General features: G+C 53.6%; 15 protein-coding genes. 7 read left to right on the top strand and 8 right to left on the bottom strand.

Annotated features, from left to right (window positions below):
* Window positions 1-2: 2 nt before the first annotated feature.
* The 6 genes from ruvB to ACJJIZ_RS20965 all read right to left on the bottom strand — a co-directional run bounded on the left by ruvB (window position 3) and on the right by ACJJIZ_RS20965 (window position 5370).
* A complete protein-coding gene (gene ruvB, locus ACJJIZ_RS20940) occupies window positions 3-1022 on the bottom strand; it encodes a Holliday junction branch migration DNA helicase RuvB (RefSeq protein ID WP_444914737.1) in 1020 nt (339 codons plus the stop codon).
* 23 nt (window positions 1023-1045) lie between these two features.
* Window positions 1046-1657, bottom strand: coding sequence for a Holliday junction branch migration protein RuvA (ruvA, locus tag ACJJIZ_RS20945; RefSeq protein WP_282934234.1), 612 nt, complete (start codon window positions 1655-1657; stop codon window positions 1046-1048).
* A 57-nt stretch (window positions 1658-1714) separates the two neighbouring features.
* Entirely contained in the window at window positions 1715-2242 is a 528-nt protein-coding gene (gene ruvC, locus ACJJIZ_RS20950) for a crossover junction endodeoxyribonuclease RuvC (RefSeq protein ID WP_444914738.1), read from the bottom strand.
* 150 nt (window positions 2243-2392) lie between these two features.
* Complete coding sequence (locus ACJJIZ_RS20955) at window positions 2393-3136, bottom strand: YebC/PmpR family DNA-binding transcriptional regulator (RefSeq protein WP_282934236.1); 744 nt, start codon at window positions 3134-3136, stop codon at window positions 2393-2395.
* A 105-nt stretch (window positions 3137-3241) separates the two neighbouring features.
* Complete coding sequence (aspS, locus tag ACJJIZ_RS20960; RefSeq protein ID WP_282934237.1) at window positions 3242-5020, bottom strand: aspartate--tRNA ligase; 1779 nt, start codon at window positions 5018-5020, stop codon at window positions 3242-3244.
* Window positions 5021-5097: 77 nt separating this feature from the next.
* Window positions 5098-5370: an FmdB family zinc ribbon protein gene (locus ACJJIZ_RS20965; protein WP_282934238.1), complete on the bottom strand. Its 273-nt coding sequence runs from the start codon at window positions 5368-5370 to the stop codon at window positions 5098-5100.
* 287 nt (window positions 5371-5657) lie between these two features.
* On the opposite strand from ACJJIZ_RS20965, the gene ACJJIZ_RS20970 reads away from it, so the two are divergent.
* From ACJJIZ_RS20970 to ACJJIZ_RS20990, 5 genes are all read left to right on the top strand, one after another.
* On the top strand, window positions 5658-6056 hold the full coding sequence (locus tag ACJJIZ_RS20970; protein ID WP_282934239.1) for an HU family DNA-binding protein: 399 nt from the start codon (window positions 5658-5660) through the stop codon (window positions 6054-6056).
* 214 nt (window positions 6057-6270) lie between these two features.
* Complete coding sequence (locus ACJJIZ_RS20975; RefSeq protein ID WP_444914739.1) at window positions 6271-7998, top strand: proline--tRNA ligase; 1728 nt, start codon at window positions 6271-6273, stop codon at window positions 7996-7998.
* Window positions 7999-8119: 121 nt separating this feature from the next.
* Window positions 8120-8686, top strand: coding sequence for a lytic transglycosylase domain-containing protein (locus ACJJIZ_RS20980; protein ID WP_108731817.1), 567 nt, complete (start codon window positions 8120-8122; stop codon window positions 8684-8686).
* Between the two features lie 3 nt (window positions 8687-8689).
* Window positions 8690-9757: a helix-turn-helix transcriptional regulator gene (locus ACJJIZ_RS20985; protein ID WP_413664408.1), complete on the top strand. Its 1068-nt coding sequence runs from the start codon at window positions 8690-8692 to the stop codon at window positions 9755-9757.
* Window positions 9758-9935: 178 nt separating this feature from the next.
* The gene (locus ACJJIZ_RS20990; RefSeq protein ID WP_413664407.1) at window positions 9936-10766 is read left to right on the top strand and encodes a sterol desaturase family protein; all 831 of its coding nucleotides are present in this window, start codon (window positions 9936-9938) and stop codon (window positions 10764-10766) included.
* Window positions 10767-10834: 68 nt separating this feature from the next.
* Here the strand turns inward: ACJJIZ_RS20990 and ACJJIZ_RS20995 are convergent, their stop codons facing one another.
* The gene (locus tag ACJJIZ_RS20995; RefSeq protein WP_444914740.1) at window positions 10835-11239 is read right to left on the bottom strand and encodes a DUF4345 domain-containing protein; all 405 of its coding nucleotides are present in this window, start codon (window positions 11237-11239) and stop codon (window positions 10835-10837) included.
* A 230-nt stretch (window positions 11240-11469) separates the two neighbouring features.
* Here ACJJIZ_RS20995 and ACJJIZ_RS21000 point away from each other — a divergent pair, with 230 nt between their 5' ends.
* On the top strand, window positions 11470-12327 hold the full coding sequence (locus ACJJIZ_RS21000; RefSeq protein ID WP_444914741.1) for a peptidylprolyl isomerase: 858 nt from the start codon (window positions 11470-11472) through the stop codon (window positions 12325-12327).
* Window positions 12327-13376, top strand: coding sequence for a HupE/UreJ family protein (locus tag ACJJIZ_RS21005; protein ID WP_444916227.1), 1050 nt, complete (start codon window positions 12327-12329; stop codon window positions 13374-13376). Before ACJJIZ_RS21000 ends, ACJJIZ_RS21005 begins: the two co-directional genes overlap by 1 nt.
* Window positions 13377-13429: 53 nt before the next feature.
* Here the strand turns inward: ACJJIZ_RS21005 and ACJJIZ_RS21010 are convergent, their stop codons facing one another.
* The gene (locus tag ACJJIZ_RS21010; RefSeq protein ID WP_108731811.1) at window positions 13430-13906 is read right to left on the bottom strand and encodes an Lrp/AsnC family transcriptional regulator; all 477 of its coding nucleotides are present in this window, start codon (window positions 13904-13906) and stop codon (window positions 13430-13432) included.
* Between the last annotated feature and the right edge of the window lie 46 nt (window positions 13907-13952).

The raw sequence follows: 13952 nt of genomic DNA on the forward strand, positions 1-13952 counted from the left end.
CTCTATTTATTATCGGGCTTCGGCAGGCCGAAGTGCTCATAAGCCAGGCCGGTTGCCACTCGCCCTCGCGGTGTGCGGGCGATATAACCCTGCTGAATCAGGTAGGGCTCCAGCACATCTTCCAGAGTATCCCGCTCTTCACTGACTGCTGCAGCGAGACTGTCCACACCCACCGGTCCACCATCGAACTTCTCGATCATGGCCAATAGCATACGGCGATCCAGCTGGTCGAAACCACGGGAATCCACATTGAGCATATTAAGAGCGGCATCGGCAATGCCGAAATCCACTGCACCATCACCTTTAACTTCGGCGTAATCACGCACGCGGCGCAGCAGGCGGTTGGCTATTCGGGGGGTACCCCGAGCGCGACGAGCAACTTCGAGAGCACCACCTTCATCCATCTCCACTCCCATCAGGCCAGCGGAGCGACGGACAATACTGGTGAGATCCTCAACGTTGTAGAACTCAAGCCGCTGGACGATGCCGAAGCGATCCCGCAGTGGCGAGGTAAGCAGGCCCGCCCTCGTGGTGGCTCCCACCAATGTGAAGGGTGGCAGGTCTAGCTTAATCGAACGCGCCGCAGGCCCTTCGCCGATCATAATATCCAGCTGGTAATCTTCCATCGCCGGATACAGTACCTCTTCCACATGGGGGCTGAGGCGGTGGATCTCATCGATAAACAGCACATCCCCCGGCTCCAGGTTGGTCATCAACGCAGCCAGATCGCCAGCCTTCTCCAATACCGGGCCCGAGGTGGTCTTAATGGCCACTCCCATTTCGGCGGCGATGATATTTGCCAGGGTGGTTTTACCCAGCCCCGGCGGTCCGAATACCAGGGTGTGATCCAGGGCCTCTTTGCGCAGCTTGGCAGCCTGAATAAAGATCTCCATTTGCTCCCGCACCACTGGCTGACCCACATAATCATCCAGGGTTTTGGGGCGCACGGCGCGGTCGTACTGCTCTTCCTGGCCCGAGGGGCCCACAGGCTCCGGTGCCACCAAACGGTCGGCTTCGATCATTGCAACAACTCCAGGGCCTCAGCTTAAGCGGGGGCCATTCCCTTAAGGGCCAGGCGAATCAAAGTCGCACTATCGGCATCCGGCTGCTCCTTGCTGGCGCGGGCCACCATTTTGCTGGCTTCAGTGGGCTTGTAACCCAAAGCCGCCAGGGCGCTCTCCGCTTCACCGGTGTGATCCACCTTGGGCTCGGCAGCAGCGGCCATCAGGGGGATATCGTTGGCGTCGCCAAAATCCGGGGTCAGTTTATCCCTCAACTCCACAATCAGGCGCTCGGCAGTCTTTTTACCGACGCCGGGGACTTTGACCAGCGCCGCTACATTATCCTCCGACACACAACGGGCCAGGGCAGCGCCGTCCAGCCCGGATAAAATAGCCAGGGCCATCTTGGGACCCACTCCACTCACCTTGATCAGGGTGCGAAACAATTTGCGGTCCCCATCGCGAATAAAACCATATAACTGCTGGGCAGTTTCGGATACCGCTAAATGAGTGTGCAGCTGTACCGGCTGCCCCAGTGCGGGCAGTTCAAAAATTGTGGTCATGGGTGCGAGCACTTCATAGCCCACCCCCTGTACATCCACCAACAACAGAGGTGGCTGCACTGCGGCCAGGGTACCGCTCAATCTTCCAATCATGTGTTATTCCAGGTTTATATTGTCTGCGCCCTTTACGGGGCCAATTCTACCAGCCGATCACACGCTCAGGCGGCCGCGACGAAAACGACTGCGCGCACCGCCAGCGGTAAATACCAGGGTTTGCTCGGTATGCATATGACACAGAGCCACGGCCAGCGCATCGGCGGCATCCTCCTGGGGCGACGCAGGTAGGGACAGCAGGGTTTTCACCATGTGCTGGACCTGCAATTTATCCGCTCCTCCGTTGCCGACCACTGCCTGCTTCACTTTGCGAGCTTCATATTCGGCTACTGCCAGACCGCTATTTGTCCCAGCTACAATAGCTGCCCCCCGGGCCTGTCCCAATTTCAGGGCGGAGCCGGCGCTCTTGGACATAAAAACATTTTCAATTGCCATCTGAGCAGGCTGGTATTGCTGGGCAATCTGGCTCACTGCATCAAAAATCAGTTTGAGACGCTCAGGCAGGGGACCTTCGGGAATACGAATCACCCCGCTGGCCACATAGCGAGCCTTGCCCCGCTCCACATCGATAATTCCATAGCCCGTTTTTCGCGAGCCGGGGTCAATACCCAGGATTCGGGTCAAAAGGCAGCTCCCCAAATATCTGTATGTTTATATAGTGGTGGGAGTGTCCCAAGGTGAACAGGAAGCGTCAAGGGAGGGGGAGTAAGAAGGGCTTGAAAAGATAAAAAACCAGAGGCGGGACAGTAGCCGCCTCCAGTTACGGAACCGGCTTTAGCCCAGCTCCTCCATCACCTCTGCCGGAATATCCGCATTGGTGTAAACGTTTTGCACATCATCCAAGTCTTCCAGCATCTCGATCAGAGCGAGTACTTTTTCAGCACCGTCTTTATCCAGCGGAATCGTGGTGGACGGAATCATGGCAATTTCGGCACTGTCCGGGGTAAAACCAGCTGCAACCAGGGCGTCCTTAACCGTCAGGTAGTCCTGGAATTCAGTGGTAACTTCAACACTGCCGTCATCGTTGGATTCGATATCCTCAGCCCCGGCTTCGAGAGCTGCGTCCATCAACGCATCTTCATCCACTCCGGTCTCGTAGAACATCTGACCTTTGCGGGTAAACAGATAGCTAACGGAACCGTCGGTACCCAGGTTGCCACCGCGCTTGGTGAAGGCGTGACGCACTTCAGCCACGGTGCGGTTGCGGTTGTCAGTCAGGCACTCCACCAGGACCGCTACACCACCAACGCCGTAGCCCTCGTAAACTACGGCTTCGTAGTTTTCACCATCCGCATTGCCGGCGCCACGGGCGATAGCTTTGTCGATGGTGTCGCGCTTCATATTGGCGCCCAAAGCCTTATCGATAGTGGCGCGCAACGCCGGGTTATCGTCCGGATTTGGCCCCGATTTGGCGGCTACCGTCAACTCGCGAATGATCTTGGTAAAGACCTTGCCCCGCTTGGCATCCTGAGCTGCTTTGCGGTGCTTAATATTGGCCCATTTACTATGTCCGGCCATTTTCCGTCTCTCTTCAGTCAGTGCGTAGGATGGGCCAAAGAGCGAAGCGAATCGCCCATCACTACGATTGGATGGGCCCGCTTCGCTCGGCCCATCGGGGAAAAATCAGCTGATTTTCTCTTCTTTTTGTCGCAGGCGAATACTCAGCTCACGCAGTTGTTTCGCATCTACAGCACCCGGGGCATCTGTCATCACACAGGCGGCGCTCTGGGTTTTCGGGAAAGCGATAACATCGCGAATAGAGTCACTGCCGGTCATCAACATCACCAAGCGATCCAGGCCAAAGGCCAGGCCACCGTGGGGCGGCGCACCGTATTTCAGCGCATCCAGCAGGAAGCCGAACTTCTCGCGCTGCTCTTCAGCATCGATACCCAGAATGCGGAATACCGCTTCCTGCATCAACTGGTCATGGATACGAACAGAACCACCGCCCAGTTCGGTGCCGTTAAGTACCATATCGTAAGCGCGGGAAAGTGCTTCGAGCGGATTCTTTTCCAACTCTTCCGGGGTACAGGAAGGCGCAGTGAAGGGGTGGTGCAACGCAGTCAGGCTGCCGTCGTCATTTTCTTCAAACATTGGAAAGGCGACAACCCACAAAGGCGCCCACTCGCTGGTGTACAGATCCAGGTCTTCACCCAGCTTGCAGCGCAATGCGCCCAGGGCTTCGGAGACAATCTTGGCCTTGTCCGAGCCAAAGAAAAGAACGTCACCATCTTCTGCTTGCAGGCGATCGAGGATAGCTGCACGGGTTTCAAGCGGCAGGAATTTAACGATTGGCGACTGCAGACCATTTTCCAGGTCAGAGCGATCGTTAACCTTGATGTACGCCAGGCCCTTGGCGCCATAAATACCGACAAATTTGCCGTAATCGTCCAGCTGCTTGCGGGTCAGTTTCTTACAACCGCCAGGTACTTTAATCGCGGCAACACGCCCCTTCGGATCATTGGCCGGCCCGGAGAATACCTTGAAGTCCACCTCAGTCATCAGGTCCTTGATCTCCACCATCTCCAGCGGAATACGCAGGTCCGGCTTGTCGGAACCGTAGCGCAGCATCGCCTGGTAGTGGGTCATGCGCGGGAATTCACCCAGATCAACACCCTTAAGCTCTTTAAACAGCTTGCGGACCATGTTCTCGGTGATCGACATGATTTCCTCTTCGTCGAGGAAGGAGGTCTCAATATCGATCTGGGTAAATTCAGGTTGGCGATCAGCGCGCAAATCCTCATCGCGGAAACACTTGGCGATTTGGTAGTAGCGATCGAAACCGGAAACCATCAGCAACTGCTTAAACAGCTGTGGTGACTGTGGCAGGGCGAAGAACTTGCCCTCGTGAGTGCGACTCGGCACCAGGTAATCCCGGGCACCTTCTGGGGTGGCGCGGGTCAGGATTGGGGTCTCGATATCGAGGAAGCCGTGCTCATCCAGGTAATTGCGGATTGCGGTAGTCAGCTTGGAACGGAAATACAGGTTGTTCTGCATTTCGTTGCGGCGCAGATCCAGATAGCGGTATTTCAAGCGGATATCTTCACCCACCTCGGTGTGCTCATCCAGCTGGAAAGGCACTGTCTCAGCAGTATTGAGGATCTCCAGCTCTGTGCCGTAAACCTCAACTTCACCGGTCACCATATTGGGATTCACGGCCTCTGGGGCACGGGCGCGCACACGACCTGTCACTTTAAGCACATATTCGCTGCGCACGCGATCGGCCATCTCGAAGTGTTCGGCCGCATCGGGGTCGAACACCACCTGTACAATTCCCTCGCGGTCGCGCAGGTCGATAAAAATCACTCCGCCGTGATCGCGGCGGCGGTCGACCCAGCCACAGAGGGTTACTACGCGGTCAATGTCCGCAGAACGAAGGACGCCACAGTAATCGCTGCGCATGGATGAAAATTCCCGTTATCGATAGGTGAAAAGATTAGTTAGAGGGTACACCGCACGGACAGCCCCGCACAGCTCGCCTAGGCCGTCTTTGCCGCCGCTGTGCCAGACTTGTCGCTTTTGGCCTTACCACTGTTGGCAGAGTCACCGCCAGCGAGGTTTTTCTTGCTACCAGTTTTAAAATCAGTCTCATACCAACCGGCGCCCTTCAGGCGAAATCCAGCCGCTGAGATTTTCTTGCGCAGCTCGGCCTTCTCGCAAGCTGGGCAGTCTTTGAGCGGGTCATCGCTCATCCGCTGCAAAGCTTCCATTTCATGGCCGCAGGCATTGCACTGGTATTCATATATCGGCATTACACAGTACCTGGTGCTTAAAAAAAGGGGGAGAGAGTATACATGAGGCCTACAGAGGTAAGAAGCTGCACGGGTCTTTTCCCTGGGTAAAGCGTCCCATAAAGGCAACGTGAGGCTAAAAAATGTAAAAAAAGCACTATTTTTCTAGTATTTCTTCGTGCGGCCGAACAAAAACTATATATACTTCCCCCATCACCCGCTGAGACACCCGTAACGGATGCAGCGCAGCGGGAGAAAAAACACACTTTTACCGGATATATACCGAACAACAAAGAAGGAAGTAAGCCATGGCTGTCTCCAAGAAAGCTGCTACTAAAAAGGCCCCGGCAAAGAAAGCTGCGGCCAAAGCTGCACCGGCCAAGAAAGTAAAAGCAATCAAGGAAAAGTACACTAAGACTCAAGTACTTAATCAGATTGCAGAAAGCACTGAGCTGTCCCGCAAGCAGGTTCAATCTGTTCTGGACGAGCTGAACGATATCATCGAAGGCCACATCAAGAAGCGCGCAGTTGGCGAATTCACCCTGCCGGGCCTGATGAAAATCACCACCGTGAAAAAGCCAGCTAAGAAAGCTCGCAAGGGTATCAACCCGTTCACCGGTGAAGAGACTACCTTCAAGGCGAAGCCTGCCAGCATCCAGGTTAAAGTTCGCCCACTGAAGAAGCTGAAGGAAATGGCAGAGAACTAATACACTCTGTAAAGCCTCAGCTTAAAAACCCCGCTTATGCGGGGTTTTTTATTCACTCCCATTCCAAGCCAGTGCCCAGGCACCTGCTAAATAGATACCCCGGTATAGCAAAAGGCAATCCGCTTTGAGGCAATACTGCCCCCAGGCAATATTTATTGCCCAGCGAATAGCGTAAAATAGCCAGCTTACCCGTAATAGAATCCATATAATTCCTATGCGCGCATCTCGTTATCTCATCGCAACCCAAAAAGAAACTCCCAACGACGCAGTGGTGATCAGCCATCAGCTGATGCTGCGTGCCGGCATGATCCGCCGTCTGTCTTCAGGTCTCTACACCTGGCTGCCCACCGGGTTGCGGGTGTTGCGCAAAGTCGAGCGCATTGTTCGCGAAGAGATGGACCGCGCTGGCTCCCTGGAAGTACTGATGCCGGTCGTGCAGCCGGCAGAGCTTTGGGAAGAGTCCGGCCGCTGGCAGCAGTACGGCCCCGAACTCCTGCGCATCAAGGATCGCCACAACAATGACTTCTGCCTGGGCCCGACCCACGAGGAAGTCATCACCGATCTGATCCGCAGTGAAATCAATAGCTATAAGCAGTTGCCCGCCAATTTCTACCAGGTGCAGACTAAATTCCGCGATGAAATCCGTCCGCGCTTTGGCGTAATGCGCGCGCGCGAATTCACCATGAAGGATGCTTACTCCTTCCACGTGAACGAGGATTCCCTGCAGGAAACCTACGATATTATGCACGGCGCCTACTGCCAGATTTTTGAGCGCATTGGCCTGGACTACCGTCCAGTGCTGGCAGACACCGGTTCAATCGGTGGTTCCAGCTCTCACGAATTCCACGTGCTGGCGCAGAGCGGCGAAGACGATATCGCCTTCTCCACAGAATCCCGCTACGCCGCCAATGTCGAATTGGCAGAAGCGGTTGCCCCAGCTGGCGAGCGCCCTGCTCCGTCGCAGGAAATGCAGGAAGTTCATACGCCGAACCAAAAAACCATCGCCGATGTCAGCGAGTTTTTGAAAAGTGATCCCGCCCACTCAGTAAAAACCCTGATTGTTCTGGGCGAGTGCGAAGAGGGTGAAACCGCTCCATTAATTGCCCTGGTACTGCGTGGCGATCACGAGCTGAACGAATTAAAAGCAGAGAAGCTGGCTGGAATCGCCAGCCCTATTCAGTTCGCCTCGGAAGAGCGCATCGCCGAAGAACTCAGTTGCAACATTGGCTCCCTGGGCCCGGTGGGCATAAAGATCGAGACTGTTGTGGATCGCTCTGCAGCGCACCTGGCAGACTTTATCTGCGGCGCCAATCGCGATGACTACCACTTAACCGGTGTGAACTGGGGTCGCGATGTGGAGTTGGGCCGCGTCGAAGACCTGCGCAATGTAGTGGCAGGCGACGCCAGTCCCGATGGCCAGGGCACCCTGGAAATCAAACGGGGCATCGAGGTCGGCCACATTTTCCAGTTAGGCGACAAATACAGCCGCGCTATGAATGCCACAGTACTGGATGAAAACGGTAAAGAGCAGGTTATGTCCATGGGCTGCTATGGCATCGGCGTTTCCCGTATCGTTGCTGCGGCCATTGAGCAGAACCACGACGACTCAGGGATTATCTGGCCCACTGCGATTGCACCTTTCCAGCTGGCGATTGTGCCAATCAATATGCACAAGAGCGATGTGGTAAGGGAAAAGTGCGAGCACCTGTATGAGTCCCTGCGCAGCAAGGGTATTGATGTATTGCTGATGGACGAAGCCAAAGCGCGACTGGGTGCTATGCTCGCCGATGTGGAGCTGATCGGTATTCCCCACCGCATTGTTATCGGCGATCGCGGCCTGGAAAAAGGTGTGGTGGAATATAAAGGTCGTGGAGATGCGGAAAGCCAGGAGTTTGCCGTATCCCAGCTCGAAGAAGTGTTATTGGAAAAATTTAATCAATAATTGTCGAGCCGCCCGGCCTGCCCCCAAGCAGGCCGGGACCTCTTACGGCAAAAGTGCTTTTTATCGGCGGCGTCACAAAATCACGCTGCCCATTTTGCCGGGCTTTTCGTAGAATCACCCCATGATAAAAAAAGCCACCGCCCTCTTGTTGCTCTGCCTTACCTGCTGTGCCGCCCAGGCTCAAAGCAGTAGAGCCGAGATCGACCCGGAGTTGCGCCTCGCCCTGCAGGACGCAGTTACCCAGGCCGACAGCTTTGTGGACCGCTTCGATGCGGAAGTGTGGCTAATGTCTAAATCCCAGCCTCTGTCCCGCTATATCAAAGATCCCAAGCGGCGGATGCACGTACTGAAAGCTGTCCACCGGGAGGCAACTCGGGCCGGGCTACGCCCGGAAATCGTATTGGCGGTTATCCAGATTGAGAGTGCTTTCGACCCCTATGCGATATCCCGCGTTGGCGCTCTGGGTATGATGCAGGTAATGCCATTCTGGAAAAATGAAATCGGTCGACCCGACGATAACCTGATCGATATGGACACCAATCTAAGGTACGGCTGTACCATTCTTAAACACTACATCAAGAAAGCCAAAGGCAATCTAGCCAACGCCCTCGCCTATTACAATGGTAGCTACGGCCGCCATACTTATAGCAGCAAGGTCTTGGATGCCTGGGCCGAGCGCTGGAGATAAACGATGACCGCCGGCTACTTATTTTTCTCCGGCGGTGCATGCGCTCTTCTTTTATTGGCAGCAACCAAGGTTGCTATACATCACTACCGGCTTGTTGCCGGGCGCTGCTTGCTGGCCCTACTTATAGCCGTGATCTGCTATTTACTCTGGCCCATCCTGCCACAGTTAAGTGGACCTACTGCGCTCTTGCTTAACCTGCCAATTACTCTGATTCCCGCAATTTTTTGGCTGTTTACTCACCTGTTATGCCGCGAGGAAGAACCTTTTCCCCTGTGGGGCTGGATTCCGATTGGTATTACCCTGGTCATCGGCATAGTCGCCTACCACGCACCCTTGCCATTGACGTCAGATCAGCAATCCCCACTATTTACCCTTTCGCAGCTACTCAAACTCGGTTTAATCAGCCTCGGCCTACTGACACTACAACGACAGTTTCACCTGGACTTGGTCGCAGAGCGCCGACGCCTGCGCACAACCCTACTTATCGCCGTCGGCGCCTATATGCTGGTAGTAATTGGCGCAGAATCTATCTTTGCTTACCGCCCGCTTCCCAACGGTGTACCGACACTGCACGCACTATTTGCCAGCCTGTTGTCACTGGTTGCCTGCCTATGGTTGCTGGCCCTTTCCCCCAGCGCTCTGGGAGAATCCCTGCCGCGCCCGAAGAGGAGCGAGCCAGAGGAGGAAGAACAGCCTTTAGCTCCGCCACCTGAACTGGATGAACAACAGCAAACCCAGCTGCAAAAATTACAGGAACATATGCACAACGGTGGTTATCGCCATACCGGACTCACCATCAGGGAGCTCGCGGAGCAGTTGGATATTCGCGAACATGTGCTGCGTGTGCTGATTAATCGCCATCTGGGTTATCGCAATTTTAACGAATACCTAAATCAGTTTCGTATTGATGAAGCCAGCAACCGGTTGGCAGATCCGGAACAGGCCCATTTGCCAGTACTCACCATTGCTCTGGACATCGGCTATCGCTCCTTGAGCCCATTTAACGCTGCTTTCAAGCGCCGTCACAGCCAAACCCCCACTGAGTACCGCCGGGAAAAGCTGCCCGCCTGAATCTCCTCTCCTGAAAGAATCCGTCAGCATTTTTTCATATTCCGTAAGCCCGCAAAGTAAAAGGCTCCCAGACTGGGAGCGCGGTGAAAGCGATTTTCCCGCTGCGTGCCCGGCTCACCGAGACCCGATTTAACACCGGTGAGTCTCCCTTCAATAGAAGAATAATGATGGTGAGAATATGGATTTTTTAGTCGACATATCCCAGGACGGAGCCAAACATTTCCAGTTGAGTTTATTTCGCTATGTGCTGGCCGCTTCAGTAATGAGTATTTTGGCCGGCTGGCTGTTTCGCACCTGGATGAACCGGCGCCGTATCCAAAAGCGTCGTGCCGAGTGGAAAGATATTCGGCGGGAGGTGAGTTATTCACTATTAACGGTGTGTATCTTTACCCTGGTAGGGATTATTACCACCATGATGCACGATCTGGGACTGACCAAATTTTACTGGCAGTGGAGCGATTATCCACTCTGGTGGAGTATTGCCAGCCTGCCAGTAGTGATTTTGATCCACGACGCTTATTTTTACTGGACCCACCGAGGTATGCACCATCCCAAGGTGTTTAAACACTTCCACCGCCTACACCATCAGTCCAGAACACCCACGCCCTGGACGGCATACAGTTTTTCCGTAGGTGAAGCGGTCCTGATGGGCGCTTTCTCTCCCCTGATAGCCCTGATACTGCCACTTAATCCAACTATTTGGTTCACCTTTTTATTTATCAGCATCTTCCGCAACGCCATGCTGCACACTGGCCGCGAGTTCCACCCCCGCAGCTGGGTCGACGGCCCTATGGACAGGCTCACCACCACGACTCACCACGACTTGCACCACCAGCGCTTCCAGGGTAACTACGGCTTTTACTTCACTTGGTGGGATCGCTGGATGGGCACAGAATTTAAGGACTACAAGCAAGTCTTCCGGCAAGCAGTGGATGGGCAATTACACGGGGGAGAAAAAGAGGTGGAAATAGACAACAGCGCAGCAGAAGGCGCAAAAGCTCACGCTTAACCCACTCAAATCACTTAAATGGGCGCCGGGGTTCTCCCGGCTCCTTTCTACTAGCCGTAACAACCGTGTTAATGGCCATGCTGCAAAGGCAACCAGCGGGATTCTCGGTAACAGTAAAGTCCCCAGATCACAAAGACGACTTCGATAGCAAAAAGCACTAAATTGCGCTGATCAAAACCACTGATAAATAACATTCCGTAGAGGCGCCCAAGAGCGAAGCCGATATAGGCAATAGACATCGCAGCGTAAGCAACCCTGCGGTGCGGGCGCATAGCCAAAGCCACCAGTAGAATCACCGCGATGGCCAACATAAACCCGCCATAAGTGGCCATAAACTCGGGCATGGCTTCGGGGGTATCAAATGAAAAATCCACTTCATCCGCTAGGCTCTGCGGTTTAAACAGGGCCCAGAGGCCGATAGAAGCAAAAACCAATAGATTGAGTGTCAAATAGACTCTTCCCAAATATTTCAATCGATTCTCCCCTCTAATTTCTGTTACTCACCCCTATACAAGGGGAACACCGCTTTGGAGTACTGTCACAGTATATATGAGCCACACCCCGCCATACGCCGGAACAATTCACCAATTTGGTACAAAGCGATGGATTTATCAATATTTTCTTACTGGCAAACTGAGAATGTCTTTCCATAATTAGAATCCACAGCGCAACTCCGACCCACTCCAAAATAAGGGCCGCGCTTTTGAATACCACTACCTTCCTCAAGTCATTGGCGAAAGAGCCCCTGCTGTATTTTATTGCGATCGCCCTAATCCTATTGGGATTGGGAGAAATCCTGGAACCGCCTGCACAAGAGATTGTTATCAGCGAGGGGCGCGTCGAACATCTACGTTCGGTGTTTGAGCGCAAGTGGCACAGGTACCCCACTGATAGCGAGCTGGAGCAACTTATTGAGAATTACCTAAGAGAGGAAATACTTTACAGGGAAGCGCTTGCCCTGGGATTAGCCGAGAACGACACAGTAATCCGCCGCCGCCTACGAATGAAAATGGAACTTACGGCGCGTAATTTCGCTGACACTCAAGACCCAGGCGATCGAGTATTGGAGAAATTCCTTCAAGGTCAGGCTGATAAATACCGGGTTCCCCCCACCCTATCTTTCCAACAACGATTTTTCTCAGTGGATCTGGCCTCATCAGATTCACGTGATTTTAACGACTTACTCATGCAGCTAAACAGCGGTCAGGCTTCGCCAATGATTGGGGATTCAACCCTACTGCCAGCTGCTTTTATCGACACTTCAAAGCCACGAATAGACAGGCAATTTGGGCTGGGATTTTCCGCTCAATTGTCCAAGTTGCCTATTGGCAAGTGGAGTGGTCCAGTCCGCTCGACCTTAGGTGATCACCTGGTCCTCCTTGAGGAAATCAAGTCCACCCAGCTACCGGCATTGGCTGAAATACGCAGCCGCGTACTAAATGATTGGCAATCCCAGGCGCAAAAGAAGATTCTGCAGGAGCAGTATCTCCAGTACCGTAAAAACTACGAGGTCACTGTCCACAAGCCGGATAACTTCTCAGCCGAGGTTGCCGTCAAGTGATGCACATCCGGCCACTCCTGTTCATTCTGCTCCTCAGCTTTACTCCAATACTATCTGCCCACGAACTGCGCCCGGCATATCTCGGCATCACTCAAGTTAATGCACAATTATTTAAAGTACTTTGGCGATTGCCCGCACAAGGCGATCTTCGCCTCGCTCTGAATGTCCATTTGGACCAAGCTGCCTCCCCCCTAAGCCAACCCAGAGCGCAAATAAGTAACGGCTACTACACAGAGTACTGGACCATCCATCACCCCAGGGAGCTACAACAGCTGTCGATTCATATCGATGGCCTACAGAGCACTATGACCGATGCGCTAGTGCGTATCTCCTGGCTAGATGGGCGTGAGCAAGTTATCCGACTGACACCAGACCAGCCAGAATGGACCCTTGACCAACCCACCAGCGAGTTCCAAGTCGCTCAAACTTACTTTGTACTGGGCGTTGAACATATTCTTCTCGGTGTCGATCACTTGCTGTTCGTTTTGGCCCTGATCTTACTCAAACAAAGCCTTCGCCAGCTGATCGGCACTATCACTGCTTTCACTATCGCCCACAGTATGACCCTGGCAGCTGCCGTACTAGGCTATATCCATCTGCCGTCGGCGCCAGTGGAGGCGATTATCGCCCTCAGTATTTTACTGGCAGCCAGGGAGGCTGTACGCCAGAGGCATGGTGTTTTCAGCTTGACCAGTCGCTACCCATGGGCAATTGCCTTTGCTTTTGGACTTTTACACGGTTTGGGTTTTGCCGGTGTACTGGGGGAAATTGGGCTTCCCCAGGGCGCTATTCCCCAGGCATTACTGACTTTTAATCTCGGTGTGGAAGTGGGGCAATTAGTATTTATCACCGCTGTTCTTGCAGCAATCAACTTGTATCAGAAGCTCCTTAAGCACAGGCCAGGGTATGCCATTCGGAACCGCGAACAATACTCTTTCGGGGAAGGCGGAGGTATCGGAATACCAGTCGCTACGGTGGTCGCGTATACGCTGGGGGGCACTGCCTGCTACTGGGTGATTGAGCGCAGCCTGCTTATTGTTTTCCCATAACAGAGAACACTAACCGGTGCCCTGAAAATCACGGACACCGGTTAATTTAAGGCTCAGTCCTGAAACAAGAGTTCCAGTGGGTAGCCGGTAAAAGGCTTGGTTTTCTCAATCACCAAATGAGAAGTCATACGGGAAATCGCCGCCTCTTCATTGGCCAACAACTGCTCTGAGACTCGATTAAAATCTGCTGCGTCCGGGCAGACGAAATGCAGCATATAGTCGAACTCACCAGACATCTTCACACAGGAAACAATCTGTGGAATATCGCTAATAATGCGGCGAAAGTTCTCACTGGTACGGGCATCCTGCCGCTTAAGCGCAACGTTTACATAAAACTCTGCATGCCGAACTTTATCCAGGTTTATCTCGGCAAAGAACTCGCGGATATAGCGCTCACTGGTCAGGCGTTTAACCCGGGCCAGGCAGGCACTTTCCGATAATCCAATTTTTTCACTCAAATTCAGGTTACTTGTACGTGCGTTTGATTGCAGGGCCTGCAAAATACGCAAATTATGCCGGTCAATTTTCACGGAGCTATTTTCTTTTGAATCTGAAAGGGGGCAAGGATAGCGGTAT

It is taken from the genome of Microbulbifer maximicatervae (SeqCode) (assembly GCF_052467225.1).

Coding starts and splice junctions, on each gene's coding strand:
- ruvB (WP_444914737.1), bottom strand. CDS start 1,022: ATGATCGAAGCCGACCGTTTGGTGGCACCGGAGCCTGTGGGCCCCTCG.
- ruvA (WP_282934234.1), bottom strand. CDS start 1,657: ATGATTGGAAGATTGAGCGGTACCCTGGCCGCAGTGCAGCCACCTCTG.
- ACJJIZ_RS20955 (WP_282934236.1), bottom strand. CDS start 3,136: ATGGCCGGACATAGTAAATGGGCCAATATTAAGCACCGCAAAGCAGCT.
- aspS (WP_282934237.1), bottom strand. CDS start 5,020: ATGCGCAGCGATTACTGTGGCGTCCTTCGTTCTGCGGACATTGACCGC.
- ACJJIZ_RS20965 (WP_282934238.1), bottom strand. CDS start 5,370: ATGCCGATATATGAATACCAGTGCAATGCCTGCGGCCATGAAATGGAA.
- ACJJIZ_RS20970 (WP_282934239.1), top strand. CDS start 5,658: ATGGCTGTCTCCAAGAAAGCTGCTACTAAAAAGGCCCCGGCAAAGAAA.
- ACJJIZ_RS20975 (WP_444914739.1), top strand. CDS start 6,271: ATGCGCGCATCTCGTTATCTCATCGCAACCCAAAAAGAAACTCCCAAC.
- ACJJIZ_RS20980 (WP_108731817.1), top strand. CDS start 8,120: ATGATAAAAAAAGCCACCGCCCTCTTGTTGCTCTGCCTTACCTGCTGT.
- ACJJIZ_RS20985 (WP_413664408.1), top strand. CDS start 8,690: ATGACCGCCGGCTACTTATTTTTCTCCGGCGGTGCATGCGCTCTTCTT.
- ACJJIZ_RS20990 (WP_413664407.1), top strand. CDS start 9,936: ATGGATTTTTTAGTCGACATATCCCAGGACGGAGCCAAACATTTCCAG.
- ACJJIZ_RS21005 (WP_444916227.1), top strand. CDS start 12,327: ATGCACATCCGGCCACTCCTGTTCATTCTGCTCCTCAGCTTTACTCCA.